Consider the following 24,072-nt stretch of genomic DNA (forward strand, 5'->3'; position numbering starts at 1 on the left):
TTAGTCTATAATCAGGACAGTTTTCCCCATGCTCTGCCTGCTCTCTATCCGGGCATGGGCCTCCGCTGCCTCAGACAAGCTGAAAATTTCTCCAATCTTCATGCTGAGCCGGCCGGTTTCCAGCAAACCGATGATTTTTTCAGCTGAAGCTCTGACAAGAAGCGGCCTTTTTTTGCGCACCGTACCAAAGCTGAAGCCAAGGAGGGAGCGGCAGCTGCTGTGAAGATCATTTGTCTGTACAGTTCCGGCATTTCCGGATGCATTGCCGAAATTGACTAGCCTTCCAAAAGGTGCAAGGCAATCCACACTTTTTTCTGTCACTGTACCGGCAACAGAATCAAGGATCACATCAGCCCCTTTACCTTCTGTCCATTCCATTACTTTTGCAGGGAAATCTTCCAGTGTATAACACACTCCGTAATCGGCTCCTGCTTCCAAGGCATATGCTGTTTTTTCAGGGGAACCTGCCGATGTGATTACTTTTCCAGCGCCAAGTATCCTGGCAAGCTGAATGGCTGCAGTCCCTACTCCGCCAGCGCCGGCATGCACTAGGACGGTTTCTCCTTGCTGGATTCGTGCAATATCTTCAAGCAGCTTAAGCGATGTTATTCCGGCTATCGGGCATGCTGCAGCCTGTATATCTGAAATGCTTTCCGGTATGGGAAAGGTCAGCATGGCTGGGGCAAGGGCATATTCGGCATAAGATCCTTTAGAGGGAAACGCAATTACCCGCTGACCCGGAATAAGACCTTCCACACCGTTTCCTAAAGCTTCTATCGTGCCGGTACAGTCTATACCAGGAATATAAGGGAGTGGACCGCCTCCTTTTTTTCCGTATCTTGCCTTGATATCGGCAAAATTCACACTGGCCGCCTTCACTTTTATTAAAACTTCCCCTGCAGCAGGCACCGGCCTTTCAGCTTCTGTCAGAATCATATTCTCTGGGCCGCCATACGCTGTAACATGTATCGCCTTCATAATAAACCTCCTTATGAATGTATCAGCTAATCTCTATTTTAACTTTTTATAAAAATATTAAAATTATCAATAAATTATGAGCTGCTATAAGAAATCATTATAGAGTCATTAATCAAACAAGTAGAAAAAGGGTTCAGTCTATATAGGAGGCTGTTGATTTCCGTTCCAGGCACTTCGCTTTCCGCGGGGCGAAGTTGAGCCTCCTCACGCTGCGCGCTGTGGGGTCTCAACATTTCCGCTGCAATCCCGCAGGAGTCTGCGTGCTCTCCACTCAATCAACAGGGTTTATAAATATTAATGGCAACACTTCAGGGAAAGGCCCTAGAACATCCTAATTATTGATGAAAGCTATTTTACTAGTTTTTCTGTATAATTTTCTCTAAGAATACAGGAAAAGAGGATTAAGGATGAATTTCATACGCAGTAAATTCAGCTGGCGGTTTTTTATTTTTACAATAGTGGCTGTCCTTATCACAAGAATGCCTGTCATTGGCGACTATGCAAGCATCATCAATACGCTCATCCACGAGTCCGGCCATGCGCTTGTAGCCCTGTTCGGGGGAGAAGTCCATCATATCTCCCTTTTTGCCAATACTGAAGGTGTCACATACACAAGACATTCTAATTGGTTCGGGGGAGTGTTTACTGGAGCTGCCGGATATGTTTTTTCATCTTTTATGGCTTTTATCGCCTTTTGGCTGCTGGGGAAGAAAAAGGACAAAGTGCTGATTCTGATTCTGCTCGGTTTTATCATTCTTAACCTGGTTTTCTGGGTGCGGAATGCTTACGGGATCTTCTGGCTGATTTCTTTTGGTGCCGGCTTTGCTTTTCTATTAAAGAAAGGGAGCCCTTCGCTCATACAAAATGTCCTGCTCCTGATCGCATCGGTCATGCTCGTTGAATCAGTCACAAGTGCCTTTGAGATCATGCTGCTGAGCTTTATGTCTCCACTGGCAGCAGGAGATGCAGCCAATTTAGCAGCTTCAACACTTCTTCCTGCACAGCTGTTTGGCATCATTTTCGTTGTACAGGCCCTTTTATTCTGTTATTTATCGATTAAAAAAGGCGTATTTAAGTTAAATAGCCATTAAGGGTGAAATCTTATATGGACAGGAGGGTCACCCCTGTATTAACATATTCAGTAAAAGCCATGTTCCAAAATAAACCAGAACACCTTGTTATGCCAATGTTGATTAAGTGGAGGACCTATGAAACTCACTACTGTTATTAATCCAGCCATACTTGTAATATCAGGGCTGTCTGCTGATTATGCTTATGAAAAAATCCAGCCGCATTCACTCCGGACCTTCTCCATCTTCGTAACCATGGGGCTCATCCTGCTAGTAACAGACTTCGCTATGAAAAAGCTGTCTCTGGACAAAAAAGAAATACGCATGGAAACTGGTGTCTGGCTGATTATCGGCATTTTCCTCGGCCCGCTGGCACTCTCTTTAATTATGGATGTATTCGGAGCAGGAAGTTGACTAGATAAAAATTAAAGGGGGTCCTTATGAAACAAATCGTGCAATATTACGTGATCAATTCGGACTTGAAGATGTCAGCCGGGAAAGCTGCTGCCCAGGCCGCCCATGCTGCAGCAATCAGTGTGCTTACTTATATGGAAGAACCACTTTTCAAAGAATGGCTGATGAGCGGACAAACAAAAATTATGCTCTCCGGCCGTGAAGCAGAGCTCAAGAAACTTGAAGAGAAAGGCTATGTAACAATCAAAGATGCCGGAAGGACAGAGGTTGCTCCCGGAAGCCTCACTGCATCAGCCCTGCCGCCGATGGATAAAGAAGAAGCCAAAATGATCCTCGGGCATCTTCGGCTTTATAAATAAGCTTATATATAGGGAGGTTCTTATGAAAACCATCTTCAGGGCCTTAACTGTTCTTCTTGCCCTATTCATCTTAAAGGAAGGAGAAGAGGTTCTCTCTGCACCCGATCCAGCTGAAGTGGAAGAAATGAAGCTCCAGGCTCCATTGCATATCGTTGGCAAGGTGGAAAAAGATGAGTTCTTTCAGGATTTGCCAAACGAAAAATTTCTCCAGATCAGGAAAATGACCCTTTTACCCTCAGAAGTCATAAAAGCGCCCGGCAGCTTTGACCAGGAAGAAGCCTTAGAGGTTTATTATCATTATATTCCATCCTGGATGGCTGACCAGTTCACCGGTCCTGCACCTATGGATATCGCAAATGGGGACATAATAGAAATTTGGCTCGAAGAAGGCAAGGTTGGATGGGAGCCTGTCATGTCCGGCTCGACTGTCAAGCATGTCCAATATAGTGCTGAACGGGAGGAAGCCGTAAAAGAGCCTCTCATTCACAAAATAAAAAGGCTTGCTGAAAATATTTTCAGAAATAGCAGTATTTTAACGGCACTGGTGTTTGTTGGTCTGCTGCTCGCCATCACTTTTTTATCCAGAAAGGTCCCAGCAGGTAAATTAAAATAATGCTGAGGAACAAGCTGGTCAAAATGTGATTTTAGAGAAAACATCTTTCCTATATGAGGAAAGCGGTCATGGCGTTTTTCACGATTGAGCAGGAAAATTATAATATACAGTGGTTTGTTGGAAAATTCATTAATCTAAGAGCAAAGGAAAGCAGCGTCCGGAATCTTCCCGGGCGTTTTTTTTTATGCAGACTTAAGCAAATTTTAAGGGTAAAGATTTCTGCTGACTCCATTAAAATATATAGATTCCCAATTTAATTCCATTTTACTGTTATTTCTTTAAACGATTCGCGCATACTACTATTATCAAAGGAGGATCGGAAGATGGAATTACATCATGACCCAAGGCTGACCAGTGCTGAAATAGCTTACTTGTGGAACACTTATATGGACGACAGCGCAACCATCTGTTTGATATATCATTTTTTCCAGCGAGTGGACGACCAGGATATCAAGGCTTGCCTGGAGCATACCATCCAATTGGCGGAAAGCCATATGGAAAGAGTGGCACAGCTGTTTGCCAAGGAAAGTATTCCTGTGCCCCGTGCCTTTCCGGCTGACCAGCATGTTAACCTTAATGCTGCCCGCCTATATACCGATATGTTTTATTGTGATGTTATGCTTAATGCAGCAAGGTTTGCAGTCCTTTCCCATACCATGGGCCTGAACATTTCTTCAAGAGAAGATGTTTTCGTACTCTATTCTGAATTCTATGAGGAAGCTAACATAGTGCTGAAAGAGATACTTGATACAATGAAAGGGAAGGGTATATTTGTCCGCCCTCCTTATATCCCGTATCCTGACAAGCGTGATATCGTTGAAAAACAAAGCTTTGTCAGGGGATGGATGGGAAAAAGACGGCCGCTTCTTGCCATCGAAGCCGCCCAGCTGTTTGACAATGGCATCACCAACCAGATGGGCAAGGAGCTGCTGACAGGTTTTATCCAAACCGTAAGCGACCAGCAAATAAAGGATTATTTCATAAGGGGCAGAGGACTTGCTGCAGACTTTGTTTCAAAGGTGCAAAGCCTGCTTGAAGAGGACCTGGTTCCAAATGGGATGACTTGGGATTCCAAAGTGACAAAATCAACTGATTCTCCATATTCAGATCAATTGATGCTTTTCCTGGTTTCAACTCTCAATGCCTTGGGGGTGGCGCGCTATGGAAAGGCACTGTCCATGACACTGAGGAGAGATGTTGCGGCTTATTATATGAGATGCTTTGCAGACACAACCGCCTATTCAGAAGACGGCCTTGACCTTCTTATCCAAAACAAATGGTTTGAACAGCCGCCGCAATGTCCAGAAAGAGATGAACGTGCCGGGATATGATCTGCTGGTCCTAATTACATCTTTTAATTTTTTTGCGGTGACCTGCATAAAGTTTGCCTGCTGATAAAAGAGCACTCAAATATCGTGCTTCTTTATTGGCTGGCCAGGCAATCAGGAAACCCTAATATAATCATATTAAAACACCATACTTCTTATTAATTCTTCGCCATCAGCCGGCTGCTGCACTTGCAGATTATGCTGTGCTTCAATTGTTTCTCAGCTGTCTGGCATTTAGGGCAAATCTTCTTAATCATTAATTTCACCTTCTCATTCAGCATTGATTATTCTGTGGCAATTGCATCTGCACTTTCCTGGCCTATTCCGAAGAAGGGACGGTTCCATAGGGAGGTTCGTCCAAATCTGCAGCTTCACACACATTTCAAGATCATGATAGATTGTCGCCAGGCTCATTTCGCGGGTTTACTCTCGTGTGGATATTGTATTGCTTCAGCAGCTTGTACAAAGGGCCATTCATTGAGAAATAATTCTCATTCCGGTCTTTTATTGGAAAAAACTGCAAGCCTTAAAGTAAGGGGAGATTTCCATGGTAGGCTGCTGACTATGAAAAACATTTTTTAGTGTTTTTTGAGATTGGGGGGGAATTCTCCACTTATTTTTCAACCTGCTTCAATTTTCTTAATCAGGAATGAATGGCAAAGCAACAACAATTCATGCGTTGAGCCTTTTCATAAAACAATTACAGGCACCGGCCGGCGGCAGGTGCCTGTAATTGAGAATTTTGTCGATTATTGAGAATATAGAAGGGCAGATCCAGACAAGGGACTATGCTTTAACCGGCACCTGCAGGCCAAGTCCTTCTGCTACTTTTGTTCCATATTCAGGATCTGCTTTATAGAAATGCTCAATCTGGCGAAGCTTGATTTCTTCGCTCTCAACAGGCTTCATGGCACCGACGATATTTTCCACGAGGCGGGCACGCTCTTCTGCGCTCATAAGCCGGTAAAGATCACCTGCTTGTGTGTAATGGTCATCATGATCGTAAGAAACGCTGTCTGCAGCACCTGTTACGGCAAAAGGAGCAGGCTTATTTTCCGGTGTTTCTTTAGGCCCTCCGAAGCTGTTTGGCTCATAGTAGACTGATCCGCCGCCATTTGAGTCAAAACGCATCTGGCCGTCGCGCTGGTAATTATTCACTTCATTGCGGGCACGGTTGATCGGCAGTGCCTGATGATTCGCACCGACACGGTAGCGGTGTGCATCATGGTAAGCGAACAGGCGCCCCTGCAGCATTTTATCAGGAGAAACATCAATGCCCGGGACAAGTGTGCCAGGAGAGAAGGTTGCCTGCTCTACTTCCGCAAAATAGTTTTCTGGATTTTTGTTCAATACCATCCGGCCAACCTCTATAAGAGGGTAATCCTTCTGGGACCACACTTTCGTTACGTCAAACGGATCAAAACGGTATGTTTCAGCGTCTTTTTCCGGCATGATCTGCACGCAAAGCTTCCATGAAGGATAATCACCATTTTCAATCGCATTGAAGAGATCCTCAGTATGGTAGTCGGGGTTTTCCCCGGCTATTTTGCTGGCAGCTTCTGGCGCCAGGTTTTTTACACCCTGCTCAGTCTTGAAGTGGTATTTGATCCAGACACCTTCGCCTTCCTGGTTGACCCATTTGAAGGTATGGCTTCCAAAACCGTGCATATGCCGCAATGTGGCAGGGATGCCGCGGTCAGACATCAGGATGCTTACCTGATGAAGGGATTCTGGTGAAAGGGACCAGAAATCCCAGACAGCATTCGGATTCTTCAGATGTGTCTGCGGATGGCGCTTCTGTGTATGGATGAAATCAGGGAATTTAATCGCATCCCGAATGAAGAATACAGGTGTGTTGTTGCCTACGATGTCATAATTGCCTTCCTCTGTATAAAATTTCACAGCGAAGCCGCGCGGGTCGCGGACTGTATCAGCAGAGCCCAGCTCTCCGGCTACAGTGGAGAAGCGGATGAACAGCGGAGTGCGCTTGCCGACTTCAGAAAGGAATGCAGCCTTCGTATATGTAGTCAGGTCATTTGTGACTTCAAAATAGCCATGTGCACCTGCACCTTTAGCATGGACCACCCGCTCAGGGACGCGTTCACGGTTAAAATGGGCCAGCTTCTCAAGTAGATGGACGTCCTGGATAAGGGTTGGCCCTCGGGATCCAGCAGTCATGGAATTTTGATTGTCGCCAACTGGGGCGCCCCAGCTAGTAGTCAGTTTATTATTTGTCATCAAAAAATCACCTCTTAGTTTAATAGATTGCTTGTTCCATGTAATAAATGATATCACTTCTCAATAAAAAATCAATACTTTTTTATAATAATTATTAATAAATAAGAGATTTAAAGAGATAGACATTAAAATGTTTAACAAAATATCTTTTTCGCTTAAAATATCTTATGCCAAAATGGAAGAGCTCATTACTTTATGTGCTCTATACACCCGTTTCCTTCAATAGCACATGTGGATTACTATTGTGCATAAAGGGGTATTAGCCAGGAATATATGATAAATTTCCTGCCTTTCAGCCAATATTTTGATTGGGAAGTATTATTACATAACAAAACGATGATTTTATGGTAGGATTTAAGATAGATATTTCTATTATGAAGGGAACATTGGATATGAATGACACTGCCAAGCTACATGAAGAAGCCTATGAAATGCTGAAAGAGACAAGCCGGACCTTTTTGATCCCGATCAGTTATCTGTCCCCGGGCCTGAAGGAAACCGTTTCATCCGCTTATTTATGCATGAGGGCGATAGATGAGATTGAAGACCATCCCGAACTTGAAGCGGAGTCAAAGGACCACCTTTTGCGTTCAATCAGTGAATTGCTGAAGAAGCCTGTAAATGCCGAGGATATGAAATCCCTTTTCAAGCCTTATAAATCCACGCTGCCTGAAGTGACATTGCGCCTGTATGACTGGATAAGGCTTTGTCCGGCAAGCATCAAAGAAAAGGTGCTTGATTCTACCAGCACAATGGCAAAGGGCATGGCTGACTGGACGATGAAAGGCTGGAATATCAGGGACGAAAAAGATCTCGATGACTATACCTTTTATGTGGCGGGCCTTGTCGGCGTCATGCTTTCCGACATCTGGAAATGGCATGACAATACAGAAACGAAAAAGGACCTGGCGATCGCATTTGGCCGCGGTCTACAATCTGTCAATATCCTCCGCAACAAAATAGAAGATAAAGAGCGGGGCGTTAGCTTTTATCCCGATGGCTGGGACAATGACCAGATGTTCAGGTACGCCCGCAGGAATCTTGCACTAGCAGATGCATATATAAAAGATATCAAGTCTGCCCCGATCCTGAATTTCTGCAGGATACCGCTGGCACTTGCACATGGTACCCTCTCTGCCTTGTCAGAAGGCAAGGAAAAGATGAATCGCGATAGTGTAAATGCAACGGTAAAACAAGTGGTCGCAGAATAGACAATAAGAAAATCCGGCCGGCTTGGCCGGATTTTTTTGCTGTACTCTAATCTAAGTGCACCCAGGGAAAGGATGGAAGAGAATGAACGGGAAAAAGAATGCCATTGTAACAGGGGCATCCAGGGGGTTCGGGCTTCTAATTTCCATTGAGCTCGCAAAAAGGGGCTATAGCGTAACAGCTGCAATGAGGGACATGTCCAGCTCTGCAGAACTGCTGAAACAGGCAGAAAAGGCAGGGGCAGAGGATAAGATAACCTTGCATGAGCTCGACGTAGCCTCAGAGGAATCTATTCTCCGGTTCCGCACCTGCCTGAAGCGTCTTGGCTCAGTTGATCTCCTGGTAAATAATGCTGGATTCGCCGGTGCGGGGTTTGCAGAGGAAGTTGAACTTGCTGAATATAGGAGTCAGTTTGAAACCAATGTATTTGGCGTTTTTGCAATTACTCAGGCTGTCCTTCCTTATATGCGTGAACAAAAGAGGGGAAGGATCATCACCATCAGCAGCATCAGCGGAAAAATGGGTTTTCCGGGATTGTCTCCTTATGTCGCCTCCAAACATGCGGTAGAAGGGTGGGCTGAAAGCCTCCGCCTTGAAATGAAGCCTTTTAATGTTGATGTTGTTCTCATTGAACCTGGTTCATACAATACAGGAATCTGGTCAACTGGTAAAAAGGTTTCAAGTCGGTCTCTTCAGCCAGATTCTCCTTATTATGCATACTATTCACAGCTGGAAAATTATTTGAACAAAAGCTCTGAAAAATACGGAGATCCCGCAGAAGTGGCTGAGCTGTGCGGAAAAATTGCCGGGAAGAAGATTACACGGCTGAGGTACCCTGTAGGAAAGGGAACAGCTTTGACGCTGAAGCTGAAAGACAGGCTAGGATGGCGGAATTGGGAAAGGCTGTTCTGGCGAATTTTGTCAAATAAGAGATAAGTTAACCGGAAAATTATTATGTAAACTAATTATCCGGCCCAGCTTTTAGTCTAAGCTGGACCTGCTGTATTCCAATCATCTTGTATAGAAAGAATCACTTGGCTTTTGTGCTTTTCATTTAAATATTCATATAACTCAGTTTTATTCATCCAGGGATCATTTAGGGTGCACCAGCGGGTTTGCATGCTTTGCTCGGTTTTGATCTGAAGATCGACAATCTCAATGCCGATTTCTTTCTTCAGGCGTTTAAGCTCAGTTTCCAGATTGTATACCCCAAACCGGAGCACGCCGTTCTTTGAATCAGTCTGTCCCTGGACCAGCCGGAAACCGCAGCCGGGAGCAACAGACCATTCTGCAAAGCTGCCATCGTGCAGCAGATCCGGTTCTCTATTGAAAAAAGGACTGTACCAAACGATTCCATCATGAAGTTCGGGAATTTTAATCTCTGCTATCATTTCATAAATCATTCCAGCTTCCTCCTAATCTCCGGGATAAGAGCTGAGTGAAAAAGAAACGCAGGCTATCAGTATTATTTCATTTTTTTAACCTAATTAGAGTGTTAATATAATTCTATTCCCTGAAGGATCTGCAGTTAAAACCAGCTCTCCTTGAATTTCAGCATTTTGGCCCAGCTTCCTGATCCTTTCTGCTGCTGCTAAGATTGATTGTGTATCGGGATAGAGCAATTTAAAATCTTTCATTCCTGGAGCATTTTCCCTGGCCGGCGGAGCACCAATCCCATTCCATGTGTTAATGCCAATATGATGATGATAGTTCCCTGTGGATAGAAAGAGAGCCTGCCCGCCATATTCAGCGGCAATATTGAAGCCCAGCCCCTTAACATAAAACTCTTCAGCTGCTTTCAGATCCGACACATGCAGATGAATATGGCCCATGATGGTATCTCCCGGAATTCCTTTCCATATCATCTTTTCTTCCAGGGCAAGAAGCTGCCCGGCATGCAGTGCAGCAGTGTCCATCCTGACCATTCCGCCTTCCCAGCTCCAGGATTCTGAAGGCCTGTCCGCGTATATCTCAATCCCATTTCCGTCAGGGTCGGCCAGATAAATCGCTTCACTGACAAGATGGTCGGAAGCACCCTGCAATGGCCAGCCGGTCTGGATCAGATGTGCCAGTGCTGACCCGAGAGATGGACGGTCCGGGAGCAGGAGGGCGAAATGGTAGAGGCCTGCAGACCTGGCTGACGTTGGTTCAATAGCTGGCGGCTGCACCAGTACAATCAGAACGGTTTTACCGTCAGCAGTAAGTTCGGCACTTCCTGTATCCTCCCGCAGCACTTTTAACCCGATTATTTCTTTATAAAAATGAATCGATTTTTCAAGGTCACTGACCTTGAGTGTTATTTGGGAAGCATAAGTGAGTGGTGCTTCATGGAATTTCATAATAGTAGCTCCTTTTGTAATCTGCTTACTTTATGTAAGTTAGTGTATGAAAATAACTTCATTCAGTCAAGGAGAATGCCATACGAAAAGCAAAAATTTTATAATTGTTTTATTTTATGTATACTGTAGCTATAGGAGTGAATTCAGATGAACGCTTCAAAGATTTGCCCCAGGTTTGAAAAGGCAATGAGCATACTCAGCCAGAGGTGGACAGGTCTGATCATATATCAGCTTTCACAAGGTCCGCAAAGATTCTGCACTCTAGAATCTTCTATTTCTATAAGCGGCAGGGTGTTGTCTGAGCGGCTGAAGGATCTGGAGAAGCAAGGTGTAGTCCATCGGCAGGTATTTCCGGAAAAACCCGTCAGGATAGAATACTCGCTGACTAAAAAAGGGGAGGCGCTCAAGCCAGTACTCTATGAAATTGAACAATGGTCTCAGAATTGGATAGAGGAAACCGGGGGCGAATAAAAGCCATGCTTAACCGCATGGCTTTTATTGAATGGAGTATAAATCATAGAGATCTCAGCAATTGGCTGTTTTCTATTCTTCAGCAGAAGAGAGGAAAAGCATGGTCCAAGCATATCGATGCCTGTCCCAATTTCAGCTAGACCGCTAAAACTGCCTGTTTTCCTCCCAGGCTGAATAAAGCCCGCTTCCGCTGCAGCCAGGGCATTCAAGTGAATTGGTATAATACACATATTCATTTGCGTGGAACGCATTGAACCCGCGGCCAAAGCAGTCAGGGCATTTGTCGACCGCCCGCAGCCCGGCAATCCGGTTTTCTTCCCTTGCAGCCAGCCAGTCCTGGAAGGATTGTAGAAGACCCATGCTGTTCACCTCCTTTTCTTTACATATTGTTATAGCAGCTGCATGTTTTTATACCTTATTTTTCTATATTATATTCAGAATATTTAGATATGTTAAGGGATTTTTGTATTTTCATAAAAAATTACTCGTCAGCACATTCATTTTTGCCTCAATCCGAAAAAGGAGGTAGTATGCTGATAGGGATTGGATACCCAATCTTGATAATCCCTAATAGGAGGAGCTATTTACCCAGCATGGCTCCTCTTTTTAGGATTTCGGTTTCCTGAATACGTTAGATGCGGCAGCCTGTTACAGGTGCCGTTTTTCTTTGCTCTTGGCTTTGCTGAAATGCATATTAAACATAGTTTTGCAATAATGAGTCCAAAACAATCTCAAGCACTGATAGACCATGATCATAATGATTTTTGATTAGAAAAAAATTGTGGTAATCTTATATAGAGATTTTAAAGAGAAGGGAAACACCAAAAATGATAGTGAAAACTGAAGAAGATATTAATGGAATTAAGGAGATCGGCAGCATTGTTGCAAAAATCCGGGATGAACTGATTGAGAAGACAGTGCCTGGCATTACTACAAAAGAGCTTGATGAGCATGCCGGCAGGCTTTTCGAACAATACGGGGCCATATCCGGTCCAAAGGGAGAATATGACTTTCCCGGCTACACATGCATCAGTGTAAATGAAGAAGTTGCTCACGGGATACCGGGCAGCCGCATCATCAAGGACGGTGATCTGGTCAATATAGATGTCTCGGGATCAAAGAACGGCTATTTTGCCGATACAGGCCTTTCTTTTGTGGCAGGAGACAAAGCTGATGACACACTGAAAAAGCTTTGCAGGACTGCCCAGCTCGCATTTGATGCCGGTATTAAAAAAATCAGGCCGGGAAAAAAGCTGAACGGAATAGGAAAAGCTGTTCATCAGACAGCTGTCAATGAAGGATTTACAGTTATCATGAACCTTACTGGCCATGGAATCGGCCGTTCACTGCATGAAAAACCTGACCATGTCCTTAATTATTTTGATTCATGGGATACAGGGCTTCTCAGGGAGGGGATGGTCATTGCGTTTGAGCCGTTCATTTCAACAGCAGCTGAGGAAGTAGTGGAGCTTGGTGATGGATGGACATACGTTACCGAAGAAAAAAGCTTTGTCGCTCAAATCGAGCATACCCTTATAGTGACCAAAGAAGGCCCGGTCATTGTTACATTATAGAAGAATAGGAAAATCCCCCGGATCATCCGGGGGATTCTTCGCGCTTAATAGGTTTCTGTGTTTACAGTAACTTCTATATTGCCTCTTGTGGCTCTGGAATAAGGGCAGACACCATGTGCCTTTTCCGTCAGCTCCTTCGCTTCCTCAAGGGATACGCCGCTGACTGCTGCATTCAGAACCACCGCAAGAGCAAGACCGCCATCGTTTTCTTTCCCGATCGTCACTTCAGCTGTTACCTTTGATTCAATTTTCTTGCGGTCCTGCCGGGCTACTAAATTTAAGGCACCATCAAAGCAGGAGGCATATCCGGCTGCGAAAAGCTGCTCAGGATTGGTTCCATTTTCTGTTCCATTTCCGCCTAAAGACTTTGGCATGGATAAGTTAAAATCAAGATTGCCGTCATCAGTACGTACCTTCCCGCTGCGTCCGCCTTCAGCTGTTGCTTTTGCTGTGTACAATTTGTCCATGTTCCTCACTCCTGTCCATTTTCTTACACTATATTGTTCCCTATTCACGAAAAGCGAAACCGGGGAAACATATTGAGGTTCAAAAGTGCAGGCTGAGCCGGATCATGTCCCGGCAGACTATTCCATTTTCACAGATTTCATCAGGATAACGTCTGGTGAAATAATCAAAATCGATTCCTGTTATCCGGAAACCATGCTTCTGATAAAATCCAAGCTGCTGTACGCTTGAATTCCCTGTTCCAATTTCCAGGGTAAGGCATCCTGATGACTCTGTATATTTAATCGCATGCTTCAGCAGCTGTGTCCCAATTCCACGGCTCTGGGCATGTTCATATACGGCCAAATTGATGATCTCTGCTGTTTTTGGCCTGGTGAGAAGAAGGATGCAGCTTCCTGCCAGATCTTCCCCCTCGTACGCTCCCCAGCAAATTCCCTTAGCTGCATAGTCCCTGACAGCTTCAGCAGAAGGATCTGCCAGCAGCAGCAAGTCCAATGGAGGCTGTTCCAGCATTTTTATAATAGCAGCCATCTTATCACCTTTCTTTTCAGTTTATAAATGATTATAAATTCTGTTTAGCTTTCACTATTATTTGCCAAGATGATATCAGGCAGAAAGCAGGTGAGAAAGCATGGAAAAAACAGAAGTTTTTAAAATACTAATGTTAATAGAAAGCAGCTATCCATTATGCCGCTTTAGAAATGAAACGGTCGAACAGTGGTTCAGGCAAGGTAATGCCCTTATATATGAAGATGTTCTCCACCATGTTTGCCGGCATATTCGAAGTCGGCCATACCCGCCAAGTTTTCGGGATGCGGCTGGATTTGCTGCAGAAGGAAAGTCTGCTGATTGGATGGAAGAGTATATACTGCATAATGAAATCTGAATACATCTTAGCCGCTGTCATATCGAAATTATGTTCAGCTGCAGGAATCGCTGGTCCTTACTGTTTCCTTGAATTTGCGGCAAGCGGGGCTAGGATGACATGAAGGACAATATCTGCACAAAAATGGGACAGCATGGCCATTTCGATCCCATACTTCCAATATAAGTAGCCAAAAAGGATGCCGGGCACCATATTGAGGAGAATAGTCCGCAGCGTCACGATGAGTGATTTCCCGTATATCTGATAGCTTGCCGGTAGATGGCCTGCACCGAACAAGAAGGCAGCCAAAATTATTCCTGTCCAGTAGATCCAGCCTCCACTGGACAGGAATGAAAGCATATAGACAACCAATGTCATCAGAAACAGCCTCATCAGCACTTCTTCCGTTATTCCGCCGTAAAAGGAAGCAAGAAAAGCTTGTTTTCTTGTCGGTGTTTTTGCTTCCGCCTGAGGCATCTTTTTGCTGAATATCCGGTCCAGCAGCAGGATTGCCAAGGCGGATGCTGCACCGCCAAGGATACTAAGCAGCAACAGGCCATATTGAAAAAGATATCCTCGTGCCATATAAATAATAGTCCAGCAGCGGCCATTGCAAATCTGTCTTTGGAGCCAGATAGGTGCCAGTAAATGAGGCTGCCCCCAGGAGGACTCCAGTCTGCACTGCACCAATCAGTGCAAGCACCGGGAGGGGGGGCAGCTTCTTTTTCGGCTGCTTTTCTGCCGCTTCCTGGATGTGGCCATGCAATATTTTAGTATGATAAGGAATAACAAGTATGGCTCCAAATACCGAAGCCAGCCAAAAGATATAGAATTCTGTCATCATGAACACCTCTTAAAATTTATAAGTACAAAGATAAGACGGTTCAAAACTGAATTCGTTCATTTATTCTTAAAATACACAAAAAAATGAGGCTGTCCTGCCCGGGACACCCTCAATGAATATCCTGCTTCTTGAATCTTCCTCCCCGAACCTCGGCAATGTCTCCGACGGCAAGGAAAGCAGAAGGATCAAGCCCCTCTACTATTTCTTTCAGCTTTGCTTCTTCCAGCCTGTTAATGACACAAAATATCACTTTTTTATCATCTCCGGAATAGGCGCCTTCTCCAGAAAGATAAGTTACTCCACGTCCAAGGCGGCTGTTGATGGCATCCCCGATCTGCCTGTAGTTGTCGCTGATGACCCATACTGATTTGGATTCTTCCAGTCCCGTAATTGTAATATCAATGGTTTTGAAAGCAACAAAATAAGCAATGAGAGAATACATAGCCCGGTCCCATGTAAAGACAAACCCTGCACTTCCAAGTATGAACAGATTAATGAACATAATAATTTCCCCAACTGAAAATGGAAGTCTCTTATTGGCCAGTATGGCGAGAACCTCACTTCCATCAAGGGAGCCTCCGTACCGGATGACAATGCCGACACCGATTCCAAGCACGATTCCCCCAAATACAGATGCCAGGAGGATATCCTGAGTGAAAGCAGGCACTGGATGAAGGAGGGCAGTTGTAATAGAAAGGATGAAAATACCATAAAGTGTGGAAATTGCGAATGTTTTTCCGATTTGCTTGTAGCCGATAAAGAAAAAGGGGATATTGAGCAGGAAGATGATCAGTCCGAGCTTAACGCCTGTAAGATGGGACATCATGATTGAAATGCCGACTATTCCTCCGTCAATGACCTGGTTGGGAACAAGGAAAATCTCCAGCCCGACTCCCATAAGGATGGCCCCGATCGTAATGAGGAGAGCTCGTTTGAGAATTTTTCCTTTTGTCATTTTCCGGTGTGATTCCCTCAATAGAACTGCCTGCTGTCCAATTTCCAATTCCGTCACCCGCATCCCTCCTTTTCTTGCCTGGCAGCTGACAGTACTGCCGGCTGCAGGATTATACACTCATATCTTAAACAGTATATTCAATTGTGTTTAACCTAAAACCTTTCAGCAGAGTAATAAATAGAATTCTAATCGCCTGCATTTATTATATCGTCATTGGCGTAATATTCACACTATTTATCTTCTAGTCCAATCACAAAAATGCCCGGCTTTTTAGCCGGAAGGGAAAATCCTTAACAGAAGGATAAGGGAGGTATTCATTTGCTTGCCCGCCTCTATATCCCGTTAGCAAAGATAAAGAGTCCGGGCCTTATTAAAAAGGGGAAAAGCAGGCGGCCTGCAGCCGCATGATCATTGCTGCGGGAAGATATGCAAAAATTATGACCCTTTTAAGACCAAGCCAGGAATATGAAAAAATATAATCTTAACTGATCCAAATTCCTTTTCTTTTCGTTATTTTTTCATAAGCGGGCAGATTGGATTTACTTCCTGCACAGCACTTTCCGATATAATAATTGAGCTAACCTGAAAAGAAGGAGGAATACGATGAGCAGAAGCAATGACAGCTTGCTTTATGAAAAGATACTTCAAAAAGATAAGCAGGCACTAGAGGATCTGTATGACAAATACGAGAAAATCCTATTCTCTTTCTTATATAAAATGACAGAAGACAGAGATTTGTCAGAGGAAGCCCTTCAAGAAGTGTTCTTAAAGATCTGGCGAGGCAAGGGACATTATACCGAAGACAAAGGAAAATTCAGTTCATGGCTGTTTACAATGGCGCGCAATACAGCTATTGATATCATCCGGAAAAAGGAGAAGGGTCCTGTTCCTATTGACGAAATTCAGCCGGCCGCCAGCCTGGAAAGCTCGGCGGAAGAGCAGACAGAGTGGAAAGAAGAAAGAATGAAGGTACATAGTGCAGTCTCAAAATTGTCTGAAGACCAAAAAGGGATTATTGATCTTATTTATTTTAAAGGTTTCACACAGCAGAAAATTTCTGAATCCTGCAATATTCCACTTGGAACTGTCAAAAGCAGGGCAAGGCTGGCACTAAAGAATCTCCGAAAATTTCTTGATGCTGCTGAAGGGAGGGAGAAGGCATGAACAAAGATTATTGCGAACTATCAATTGACTACTTTAATGGCACACTCTCACAGGAAGAAAAACAGGCATTCGAACAGCATCTGCTGACTTGCGAAGAATGCAGGGCAGAAATGGAGGATCTGAAAATGCTATCCGGCCATCTTCCCTTCCTGTCAGAGGAAGTCCAGCCTCCAAAGGGCATGAAAGACCGTATATTTAAAGAAATTTTCCAAGGTGAAGAAAAGCAGGCAGCAGTTAAGGAAGATAAAGTTGATGAGCCGGCAGGGCTGACTGCAAAACAGAAGAGAAAATGGCAAATGCCAGCATTAGCTGCGGCACTCCTTCTATCTGTCATTGGAAATGGCTATGCATTAATAAAGCTCTCCGAGAAAGAGCCTGAACATAGGGCGGAAGAAAAAATCTCCTCTATTGCCCTTCAGCCTGGGGAAAACTTTGACGGCAATGCTGAAGCCTATCTCATACAGGAAAGTAATGGCTTAAAAGTCATAGTTAATGCAGTCGGGCTAGAACAGACTGAGGGAGAACAAGTATACCAGGTGTGGCTGATCAAAGGCGGCAATCCTGTACCAGCAGGTTCATTTAAACCAGACAGCACCAGTGAAGGTACGGCCTTCTATCAAGCAGCAGACAGCATGAGTGAAAACTGGGATACCATAGCAGTGACATTGGAGCCAAGAGCAGGCAACTCCCTGCCAGAGGGGCAGATCGTCTTAAGCTCTGAATTATAGCAATAAAAGGCCGGCTTTCCGAATAGGGAGCCGGCTTTCTTTATATGCCGGTGGGCAGGTTGAAGCATCCGGCTTCTTAGATAGAAATGAAGTGTAAATGGCTCTATAAAAACTTCCTGCATGTTTTCATATTGAGAAAATATGAAAAAATGTCTCTATAATGTGATCCAAAAGAAAATCCGCTGCGTTTAGTAGATGTAATCAAAAAAATAACTTATGAAAAGGAGAGTGCATCACATGAATTTGAAACAAAACCTGAAAAAAATGATTATTCCTGTACTGGGGCTTTCACTTTTATTCCCTTCTGCAGGATCTGCCGCAGAACAGACCCCAACGGTAAAAACACCAGCAGCCGATCTAAGGGCAACGCTTGATCAGCTTTTATCAGAGCATTATATCCTTGCCGTTTCGTCCATGACCAAATCATTTGAAGGTGCCAAGGATGCGGAAGCACTTACAAAAGCGCTTGACCAGAATGCACTCGACATGACACCGGCAATTGACTCCATATACGGTGAGGAAGGAGCTGCTGAGTTTGAAAGGATTTTCCGGGGACATAACGGCTATGCAGACACCTTCGTGCAAGCAGCTAAGAATAATGATGAAGCTGCCAGACAGGAAGCAGAAAAAGAAGTGGACGAATTTGTTGTAGAGTTTTCCACCTTCCTACGCAAGGCAACAGAAGGGAAGCTGCCGGCAGAAGCCGCTGCAAAAGCAGTCAGCCTCCACGAAGACCAAGTCATTCAAACCTTTGATCATTATGTTGAGGGTGAATACGAGGAAGCATACAAAAGCTTCCGTGAAGGGTACAAGCATATGTTCTCCATCAGCAAAGCACTTTCATCAGCCATCACAGCTCAAATGCCGGAAAAGTTTGCAAATTCTTCTTCTGACACGCCAGCGGCCGATTTGAGGTCAGCCCTTAATAGCCTCGCTTCCGAACACTTTGCATTGGCAGTCATGGGAATGGAAAAAGGATACGCTCAGTCAGAGGATTATGATTTCATCACTTGGGCAGAAAATGCCAACACTGCAGACTTCAAGGCGGCCATAGGCAGCATTTACGGTGAAGCTGGTGCACAGCAGTTTGAAAAAGTTTGGCAGACTGACCACATTAATGCCCAGGGCAAAATTGCAGCAGCAGAGCTTGAAGGAGATAAAGAAGCTGCCGAAGCTGCCAGGGCACTGCTTGACAAATTTGCAAAAGATTTCGGCGGATTCCTCGGTGCGGCAACAGACGGCAATCTTCCTGCAGCTGATGCTGAAGCGGCTGTAAAAGCCCATGAAAACCAGGTCCTCTTGGCTTTTGACCAATATAAAGCCGGCAATTATGAGGAGTCTGCAGGAACTTTCCGTGAAGGATTTGCTGCTATGTTCACGATCGGGGAAGTACTGGGAAATGCAATTGTCACACAGATGCCTGAGAAATTTGCAGGAACAGCCATGCCGGAATCAATGCCTAAAACAGGCTTCGGAGGAGCAAGCAGTCCTGTGGATTCAGCTTCGGTTCTGTGGATTGCACTTGGTGCGATGCTTGCAGCCGGAGGAGTATATTCTCTCAGAAAAAAGGCAGTAAAATAATTGCAGCAAAATTGGGAAGGGCTTTGGTCTCTTCCCGGTTTTGATTTAACAGCAGGGCAGGGAGGTGAAGCCATGAAAAAACCGGCCGTATTGCTTGCCGGCAGCCTGATCTGTTTTATCATCGGAGGCTTTAGCAATAAGGACAGCAATGAATTGGAGAATCCCCCGATTATTAAACAAAAGCAGGAGCAGTCTATAAAAAAGGCTGAGATTAAAGAAGAATTCCATATTGTCGAAAAGAAAGCTGAAACCAAGGAAATTAAGGATCTGAAAGGAATAGTACCCGTATCATTAAAAATCCCTTCTCTGGGAATCGAGGCACCGGTCGGCAAGGCAGGCGTCCTGGAGAATGGCGCAATGGGGGTTCCTGATGACAACGAATCCGCCGGATGGTTCGAACCGGGAATAAAACCTGGAGAAAAAGGAAGCAGTGTCATAGCTGGGCATGTAGACAGTAAAGCAGGACCCGCAGTTTTTTTCTATTTAAAAGATCTTGTAAAAGGGGATGCAGTGATTGTAACAGCACAGGATGGACTAAGCTATACGTTTGAGGTTCAGCAATTAAAAAGCTATCCTTATGACCGCGCACCCATCAGCGAAGTGTTTGGTCCTTCAGACGAACGGAGGCTTAACCTTATAACGTGCACAGGTACTTACAATCGTAAAACAAACACGCATGAAGAAAGGCTTGTTGTTTACACAGTACTTAAGTCAGGACAGGAAGACAAAGCAGAAACCTTGGTAGTACCGCCACCGCCTGAACATGTAAAAATAAGCGGGGGCCTGCTTACCTGGCATGCAGTCAGAAGCGGTGAGATTTCCGGATACCGCATTTACAGCAGCACAGAAAATGGATACTTCTTCCATACAGCCAGTATTTCGTCCCATGAAAGAAAGAGTTTGGTTATTGATAATGAAAAAGCAACATCCTTCTATATTACAGCAGTCAGCTCATCCGGCAATGAATCTAAACCTTCCGAGATTATCACAAAATAGTATCCATTCAGTGTATATCTTGATACTTTCTTATCAGATGTTAGTTTTTCAGCGAATCAGGGAATAAATGAACGAAAGATTTTATTCCTGGGAGAGATTATAATGGCAGAAACAGCAGAGAAAAACCTGTCTGAGCGCTTTGAAGCCGCGTTCAATCGTATTCACAAAGCATTAAAGCAATCAGTTAAAAACGCGCGCACCGACAAATTCCATAAGCTGGTCGATTTGGGGAAAAGCCATTCACTTGTAAGAAGTTACGAGGTTGATCTTTTCCAATTCGCCAAGCTGAGAAACGCAATCGTACATGAAAAAATAGATCTTGGCTATTATATTGCAGAGCCTCATCTGGAAACAGTTGAAAAGATCGAAAAAATTGCCGATTATTTTGAAAAGCCTAAAACTGCAATCTCGGTAGCAGCCAAGCCGGTCTTTTATTTTTATGAAGAAGGGAAGCTTTCAGATGTGCTTTCTGTCATCAATAGTTTCTCGCATTCACAATTCCCGATTTATAACGAAAAAGAAGAATACAGCTGGCTCCTTACCTCAGCTGAAATCGTCAAGTGGATGTCTGAGCACTTCTCTGAGGATACTGTCAGCCTAAAAGAAGTGAAAATCAAGGAACTCTATAACAAGAAATTCAAGCATCAAATCGCATTTGCTCCAGCAGATTCAGATATCTTTGAAATTGAAAATATGTTCGAGGATCATCATGCAAAGAATGAAAAGCTGGAAGGGATCATTGTTACAGAGCATGGCGGATATAATGAAAAACCGCAAGGCTTCATTACTTCCTGGGATCTCCTTGAAGTGGATTCATTTGAATGAGGAAAGAACGGGCTCCTAAATAGCCCGTTCTTTATTTTTGTAAAAATTAGTACCAGATACTAATAATTGGTGTTAAAATAATGATTAATCGTGTCATTAAGGGAGGGACAGCAGGATGTATAATTTTTTTGCCCGGCTGGCTATTACGGTTTTTAAATCAAGAGGGAAGTTTATTATAGAAGGCAAGGAAAATCTGCCGGATGAAAAAGGGTATGTGATTGCCTGTACACACAGGAGCTGGGTCGATGTAGTCGCACTGGGTGCAGGAGTTTTCCCGGAGCAGATTCACTTTATGGCCAAAAAAGAATTGTTTGAGAAGAATTTGGCAGGCAGGTTTCTAACCAGCATAAATGCTTTTCCTGTTAATAGGGAAAACCCTGGCACAAGCACCTTGAAGATCCCTCTCCAGCTCCTGAGAAAAGGGAAGACAGTCGGGATTTTCCCATCAGGCACAAGGTCGAGCGAAGAGGCATCCCTGAAAAGGGGGGCTGTCACAATTGCAAGCATGGCAAAGACGGTGATCGTGCCTGCTGCCTTTTATGGACCTGAAAGCGTCAAGGCACTGCTGTCAGGCAAGCCCATCCTGCTTAAAATCGGGCAGCCCATCGATCTGAGCAGCAGCAAAAAAGATAAAGATGAACTTTCAAAAATCACGGTGCAGCTTTCTGAAACGATGCTGGCTTTGGAAGAAGAGCTCAAATCTGATAAAATAAGCAGCCGGAAATGATTTCCGGCTGCAGATTCAATTTACAATTCCAAGCTCTCTCAGCCCGTTAAATATGCCAGAATCAGTCACAGCGGTCGTCTTTTTGTCTGCATACCCAAACAGGTCTGGATGTGAATTACCCATTGCGATTCCTATTCCGGCATATTTCAGCATTTCTTTATCATTCATCCCGTCGCCAAAAGCGATAGAGGCCTCCCGGGGGATGCCAAGCTCTTTCAAAATGACCTCCAGGGCATAACCTTTATTGACTGTATCGCGGATCACGTCATAACAGTCACGCATTCCATCAACATTAACCTGGGAAAGATGAATTCCATCCTTTTCATAAAGGTGCTGTTCACCTTCTTTGAGTGAGAGTACTGTCATTCCAAGGATCTGATTGAAGTGCTCAGGCTTAATCAGCGCGTTTTTGTTAAGATGAAACTTAGCGAGGAAGTCTTTCATCTTGCCGGCATCTTTATCGGTCAATAAGTTCTGTTCACTCGAATAAAGCACAGCCTCATGCTTATGCTCTTTTGCCGTTTGCAGATATTCTTTGATCACTTGCCGGTCCATCGGCTTATCCAGGACCGTTTTGCCTTTGTGGATGGCAAATGCCCCATTATATCCGATAAAAGATGAAATGTTCAGCTCTTTTCCGATTTCTGCTATTTCATGCAGGGGCCTGCCGGTGGCAAGGAACACTTCGATGCCTTTTTCTTTTGCCTGTGCGACTGCCTGCCTGGTCGATTCCTGTATGGTATCATCAGGACGCAGGATGGTGCCGTCAATATCCAAAAAGATAATCTGATAAGCTGTCATGTCAATACTCCTTGTGGCTGGTTATTTAATGGGGATTCTAGCACAAATAAGGGGAGAAATCCATTATTCCGGCAGACATCAAAAAGCGCAGGCTCCAGCCCGCGCTTTTTGCTCCTTACCGGATAATCATATAGCGCCCATAAAACTGCGGACCCTTAGACCGGTAAGCAAAATGGGTCTTTCCCTCAATGCCAAACGATAAACGTGAAGTCGCTGTTAACCGAATCATCGATACCAGTCCTCCTGATTAGTTTTGGCCTGGCCCCCATAGAATGGAGGCAGGGGAGTAAAAGATAAAATCAGCGGAAAAATGGCCGTTAACGAGAAAAAGCGCCAATTCCTTGAATAGGCGCTTTTTCTCAATCCTCCGAAAGGATCATGGAAACCAGATAACGGGGCCTAATCGATGTTTACGTATATCGATTCAGGACAAGTGTCCCAATTGACCTGTCTGTAAAGGTTTCCTCTTGTGCAGCGCCAAATACCAATCTTGAAGTCGCTGTTATGCGATACATCGCTTCCAGTCCCTCCTATAATATTTTGGCTTGCACTATTTATATACCACCTTGTGATGGCATCAAACATCTTATTGAAAAGACTGTTAGTGTACCTTGTTGATTTTGGGCTGCATTTCAGCACAGCTGAAATGCAGCCCAAAATCAACAACAATGTTTAACAAAGCCATTAAAAATAGAGAATCAAACTTTCATAGACACATATATTTGTGGTAGAATGAAATCTGTCATTTTCGACAACTGTATAAAATCCGTTCCTGAAACGGTAGAGGTTCTAGCTACCCTCTCAAAAAAACTAAGGAAAACAGCACCGCTTTCTTAGTGGTGCTGTTTTTCTGTTAAAGGAGATAAAAACGTGAAAAACGAAAAAGCAATCGTCGTATTCAGCGGCGGCCAGGACAGCACAACCTGCCTTTTTTGGGCAAAGAATAACTTTAAAGAGGTGGAGGCAGTCACCTTCGATTATGGACAAAGGCATATCGCCGAGCTGGATAGCGCCAGAAGAATTGCAGCTGACCTAGCTATAAAGCATCATGTCCTTGACATGAGCCTTTTAAATCAGCTGGCGCCAAACGCTTTGACAAGGAAGGATATCAAGGTAGAGGAGAAAGAAGGTGAGCTTCCATCAACCTTCGTCCCAGGCCGGAACCTGCTGTTTTTATCTTTTGCAGGTGTGCTTGCCAGCCAGGTTGCAGCGAAGCATATCATTACAGGAGTATGCGAAACGGATTTCAGCGGCTATCCCGACTGCCGCGACCAGTTTGTAAAATCGCTTAATGTCACATTGAATCTTTCAATGGACAGTCAATTTGTCATTCACACACCGCTCATGTGGCTGAATAAAGCGGAAACATGGAAGCTGGCTGACGAGCTGGGGGCGCTTGATTATGTAAGAGAGCAGACTCTGACTTGCTATGAAGGCATCATTGCGGACGGCTGCGGGGAATGTCCTGCCTGCAGGCTGCGCAAGCGGGGACTGGAAGACTATCTTGCTGAAAGGCAGGGAGTCTGAT

General features: G+C 44.5%; 28 protein-coding genes and 1 riboswitch. Of the genes, 17 read left to right on the plus strand and 11 right to left on the minus strand.

All coding sequences use genetic code 11. The features are described from left to right. Nucleotides 1-978: a quinone oxidoreductase family protein gene (locus tag FZD51_RS12455; protein ID WP_148975073.1), complete on the minus strand. Its 978-nt coding sequence runs from the start codon at nucleotides 976-978 to the stop codon at nucleotides 1-3. 407 nt (nucleotides 979-1,385) lie between these two features. On the opposite strand from FZD51_RS12455, the gene FZD51_RS12460 reads away from it, so the two are divergent. The 5 genes from FZD51_RS12460 to FZD51_RS12480 all read left to right on the plus strand — a co-directional run bounded on the left by FZD51_RS12460 (nucleotide 1,386) and on the right by FZD51_RS12480 (nucleotide 4,765). Continuing rightward, nucleotides 1,386-2,069: a M50 family metallopeptidase gene (locus FZD51_RS12460; RefSeq protein ID WP_148975074.1), complete on the plus strand. Its 684-nt coding sequence runs from the start codon at nucleotides 1,386-1,388 to the stop codon at nucleotides 2,067-2,069. Between the two features lie 117 nt (nucleotides 2,070-2,186). Then, nucleotides 2,187-2,462: a hypothetical protein gene (locus FZD51_RS12465; protein WP_148975075.1), complete on the plus strand. Its 276-nt coding sequence runs from the start codon at nucleotides 2,187-2,189 to the stop codon at nucleotides 2,460-2,462. A gap of 26 nt (nucleotides 2,463-2,488) precedes the next feature. After that, nucleotides 2,489-2,821: an aminoacyl-tRNA hydrolase gene (locus FZD51_RS12470; protein WP_148975076.1), complete on the plus strand. Its 333-nt coding sequence runs from the start codon at nucleotides 2,489-2,491 to the stop codon at nucleotides 2,819-2,821. Between the two features lie 22 nt (nucleotides 2,822-2,843). Further along, complete coding sequence (locus FZD51_RS12475; RefSeq protein ID WP_148975077.1) at nucleotides 2,844-3,434, plus strand: hypothetical protein; 591 nt, start codon at nucleotides 2,844-2,846, stop codon at nucleotides 3,432-3,434. A 323-nt stretch (nucleotides 3,435-3,757) separates the two neighbouring features. Continuing rightward, nucleotides 3,758-4,765, plus strand: coding sequence for a DUF3231 family protein (locus FZD51_RS12480; RefSeq protein WP_148975078.1), 1,008 nt, complete (start codon nucleotides 3,758-3,760; stop codon nucleotides 4,763-4,765). Between the two features lie 783 nt (nucleotides 4,766-5,548). Here the strand turns inward: FZD51_RS12480 and katA are convergent. After that, complete coding sequence (gene katA, locus FZD51_RS12485) at nucleotides 5,549-7,000, minus strand: catalase KatA (protein WP_148975079.1); 1,452 nt, start codon at nucleotides 6,998-7,000, stop codon at nucleotides 5,549-5,551. A 392-nt stretch (nucleotides 7,001-7,392) separates the two neighbouring features. Here katA and FZD51_RS12490 point away from each other — a divergent pair, with 392 nt between their 5' ends. After that, complete coding sequence (locus tag FZD51_RS12490) at nucleotides 7,393-8,211, plus strand: squalene/phytoene synthase family protein (protein WP_148975080.1); 819 nt, start codon at nucleotides 7,393-7,395, stop codon at nucleotides 8,209-8,211. Nucleotides 8,212-8,293: 82 nt separating this feature from the next. After that, on the plus strand, nucleotides 8,294-9,145 hold the full coding sequence (locus FZD51_RS12495; RefSeq protein WP_148975081.1) for an SDR family oxidoreductase: 852 nt from the start codon (nucleotides 8,294-8,296) through the stop codon (nucleotides 9,143-9,145). Between the two features lie 50 nt (nucleotides 9,146-9,195). Here the strand turns inward: FZD51_RS12495 and FZD51_RS12500 are convergent, their stop codons facing one another. Beyond that, a complete protein-coding gene (locus FZD51_RS12500; RefSeq protein ID WP_148975082.1) occupies nucleotides 9,196-9,612 on the minus strand; it encodes a hypothetical protein in 417 nt (138 codons plus the stop codon). 84 nt (nucleotides 9,613-9,696) lie between these two features. Then, a complete protein-coding gene (locus FZD51_RS12505; RefSeq protein WP_148975083.1) occupies nucleotides 9,697-10,548 on the minus strand; it encodes a VOC family protein in 852 nt (283 codons plus the stop codon). Between the two features lie 147 nt (nucleotides 10,549-10,695). Here FZD51_RS12505 and FZD51_RS12510 point away from each other — a divergent pair, with 147 nt between their 5' ends. Further along, a complete protein-coding gene (locus FZD51_RS12510; protein ID WP_148975084.1) occupies nucleotides 10,696-11,019 on the plus strand; it encodes a winged helix-turn-helix transcriptional regulator in 324 nt (107 codons plus the stop codon). A gap of 144 nt (nucleotides 11,020-11,163) precedes the next feature. Here FZD51_RS12510 and FZD51_RS12515 read toward each other — a convergent pair whose 3' ends face one another. After that, nucleotides 11,164-11,379, minus strand: a complete 216-nt coding sequence (locus tag FZD51_RS12515) for a methionine aminopeptidase (RefSeq protein ID WP_148975085.1) — start codon at nucleotides 11,377-11,379, stop codon at nucleotides 11,164-11,166. A 467-nt stretch (nucleotides 11,380-11,846) separates the two neighbouring features. Between FZD51_RS12515 and map the strand changes: the two genes are divergently transcribed. Continuing rightward, on the plus strand, nucleotides 11,847-12,593 hold the full coding sequence (map, locus tag FZD51_RS12520; protein WP_148975086.1) for a type I methionyl aminopeptidase: 747 nt from the start codon (nucleotides 11,847-11,849) through the stop codon (nucleotides 12,591-12,593). A 44-nt stretch (nucleotides 12,594-12,637) separates the two neighbouring features. Here the strand turns inward: map and FZD51_RS12525 are convergent, their stop codons facing one another. Together FZD51_RS12525 and FZD51_RS12530 are read right to left on the minus strand one after the other, a co-directional pair. Further along, a complete protein-coding gene (locus tag FZD51_RS12525) occupies nucleotides 12,638-13,060 on the minus strand; it encodes an organic hydroperoxide resistance protein (RefSeq protein ID WP_009793666.1) in 423 nt (140 codons plus the stop codon). A 79-nt stretch (nucleotides 13,061-13,139) separates the two neighbouring features. After that, entirely contained in the window at nucleotides 13,140-13,589 is a 450-nt protein-coding gene (locus FZD51_RS12530) for a GNAT family N-acetyltransferase (protein WP_148975087.1), read from the minus strand. A gap of 100 nt (nucleotides 13,590-13,689) precedes the next feature. Between FZD51_RS12530 and FZD51_RS12535 the strand changes: the two genes are divergently transcribed. After that, on the plus strand, nucleotides 13,690-13,944 hold the full coding sequence (locus FZD51_RS12535) for a hypothetical protein (RefSeq protein WP_148975088.1): 255 nt from the start codon (nucleotides 13,690-13,692) through the stop codon (nucleotides 13,942-13,944). A 57-nt stretch (nucleotides 13,945-14,001) separates the two neighbouring features. Here the strand turns inward: FZD51_RS12535 and FZD51_RS12540 are convergent, their stop codons facing one another. The 3 genes from FZD51_RS12540 to FZD51_RS12545 form a co-directional block, all read right to left on the minus strand. Next, nucleotides 14,002-14,508 carry a CPBP family intramembrane glutamic endopeptidase gene (locus tag FZD51_RS12540; RefSeq protein WP_262380901.1) on the minus strand — a complete coding sequence of 169 codons (507 nt, stop codon included), beginning with the start codon at nucleotides 14,506-14,508 and terminating at the stop codon, nucleotides 14,002-14,004. Further along, nucleotides 14,465-14,767, minus strand: a complete 303-nt coding sequence (locus FZD51_RS26600) for a hypothetical protein (protein ID WP_262380902.1) — start codon at nucleotides 14,765-14,767, stop codon at nucleotides 14,465-14,467. The genes FZD51_RS12540 and FZD51_RS26600 overlap by 44 nt, the downstream gene beginning before the upstream one ends. A 109-nt stretch (nucleotides 14,768-14,876) precedes the next feature. Next, nucleotides 14,877-15,722: a YitT family protein gene (locus FZD51_RS12545; protein ID WP_420886250.1), complete on the minus strand. Its 846-nt coding sequence runs from the start codon at nucleotides 15,720-15,722 to the stop codon at nucleotides 14,877-14,879. 603 nt (nucleotides 15,723-16,325) lie between these two features. Here FZD51_RS12545 and FZD51_RS12550 point away from each other — a divergent pair. From FZD51_RS12550 to FZD51_RS12575, 6 genes are all read left to right on the plus strand, one after another. Beyond that, entirely contained in the window at nucleotides 16,326-16,886 is a 561-nt protein-coding gene (locus tag FZD51_RS12550) for an RNA polymerase sigma factor (protein ID WP_148975090.1), read from the plus strand. Continuing rightward, complete coding sequence (locus FZD51_RS12555; protein ID WP_148975354.1) at nucleotides 16,883-17,614, plus strand: anti-sigma factor; 732 nt, start codon at nucleotides 16,883-16,885, stop codon at nucleotides 17,612-17,614. The genes FZD51_RS12550 and FZD51_RS12555 overlap by 4 nt, the downstream gene beginning before the upstream one ends. Nucleotides 17,615-17,851: 237 nt before the next feature. Next, entirely contained in the window at nucleotides 17,852-19,195 is a 1,344-nt protein-coding gene (locus FZD51_RS12560; protein ID WP_187445736.1) for a copper amine oxidase, read from the plus strand. Between the two features lie 72 nt (nucleotides 19,196-19,267). After that, nucleotides 19,268-20,191: a class F sortase gene (locus FZD51_RS12565; RefSeq protein WP_148975091.1), complete on the plus strand. Its 924-nt coding sequence runs from the start codon at nucleotides 19,268-19,270 to the stop codon at nucleotides 20,189-20,191. A 102-nt stretch (nucleotides 20,192-20,293) separates the two neighbouring features. Further along, on the plus strand, nucleotides 20,294-21,016 hold the full coding sequence (locus FZD51_RS12570) for a CBS domain-containing protein (protein ID WP_187445737.1): 723 nt from the start codon (nucleotides 20,294-20,296) through the stop codon (nucleotides 21,014-21,016). 115 nt (nucleotides 21,017-21,131) lie between these two features. Further along, entirely contained in the window at nucleotides 21,132-21,743 is a 612-nt protein-coding gene (locus tag FZD51_RS12575; RefSeq protein ID WP_148975093.1) for a lysophospholipid acyltransferase family protein, read from the plus strand. Nucleotides 21,744-21,758: 15 nt separating this feature from the next. On the opposite strand, the gene FZD51_RS12580 is transcribed toward FZD51_RS12575, so the two are convergent. Beyond that, nucleotides 21,759-22,544, minus strand: coding sequence for an HAD family hydrolase (locus FZD51_RS12580; protein WP_148975094.1), 786 nt, complete (start codon nucleotides 22,542-22,544; stop codon nucleotides 21,759-21,761). A gap of 777 nt (nucleotides 22,545-23,321) precedes the next feature. Next, a riboswitch (PreQ1 riboswitch) is annotated at nucleotides 23,322-23,364 on the plus strand. A 50-nt stretch (nucleotides 23,365-23,414) separates the two neighbouring features. On the opposite strand from FZD51_RS12580, the gene queC reads away from it, so the two are divergent. Continuing rightward, nucleotides 23,415-24,071, plus strand: a complete 657-nt coding sequence (queC, locus tag FZD51_RS12585) for a 7-cyano-7-deazaguanine synthase QueC (RefSeq protein WP_148975095.1) — start codon at nucleotides 23,415-23,417, stop codon at nucleotides 24,069-24,071. The last annotated feature ends 1 nt before the right edge of the window (nucleotide 24,072 follow it).

It is taken from the genome of Bacillus infantis (assembly GCF_008180445.1).
Lineage (GTDB): Bacteria > Bacillota > Bacilli > Bacillales > Cytobacillaceae > Bacillus_AB > Bacillus_AB infantis_B.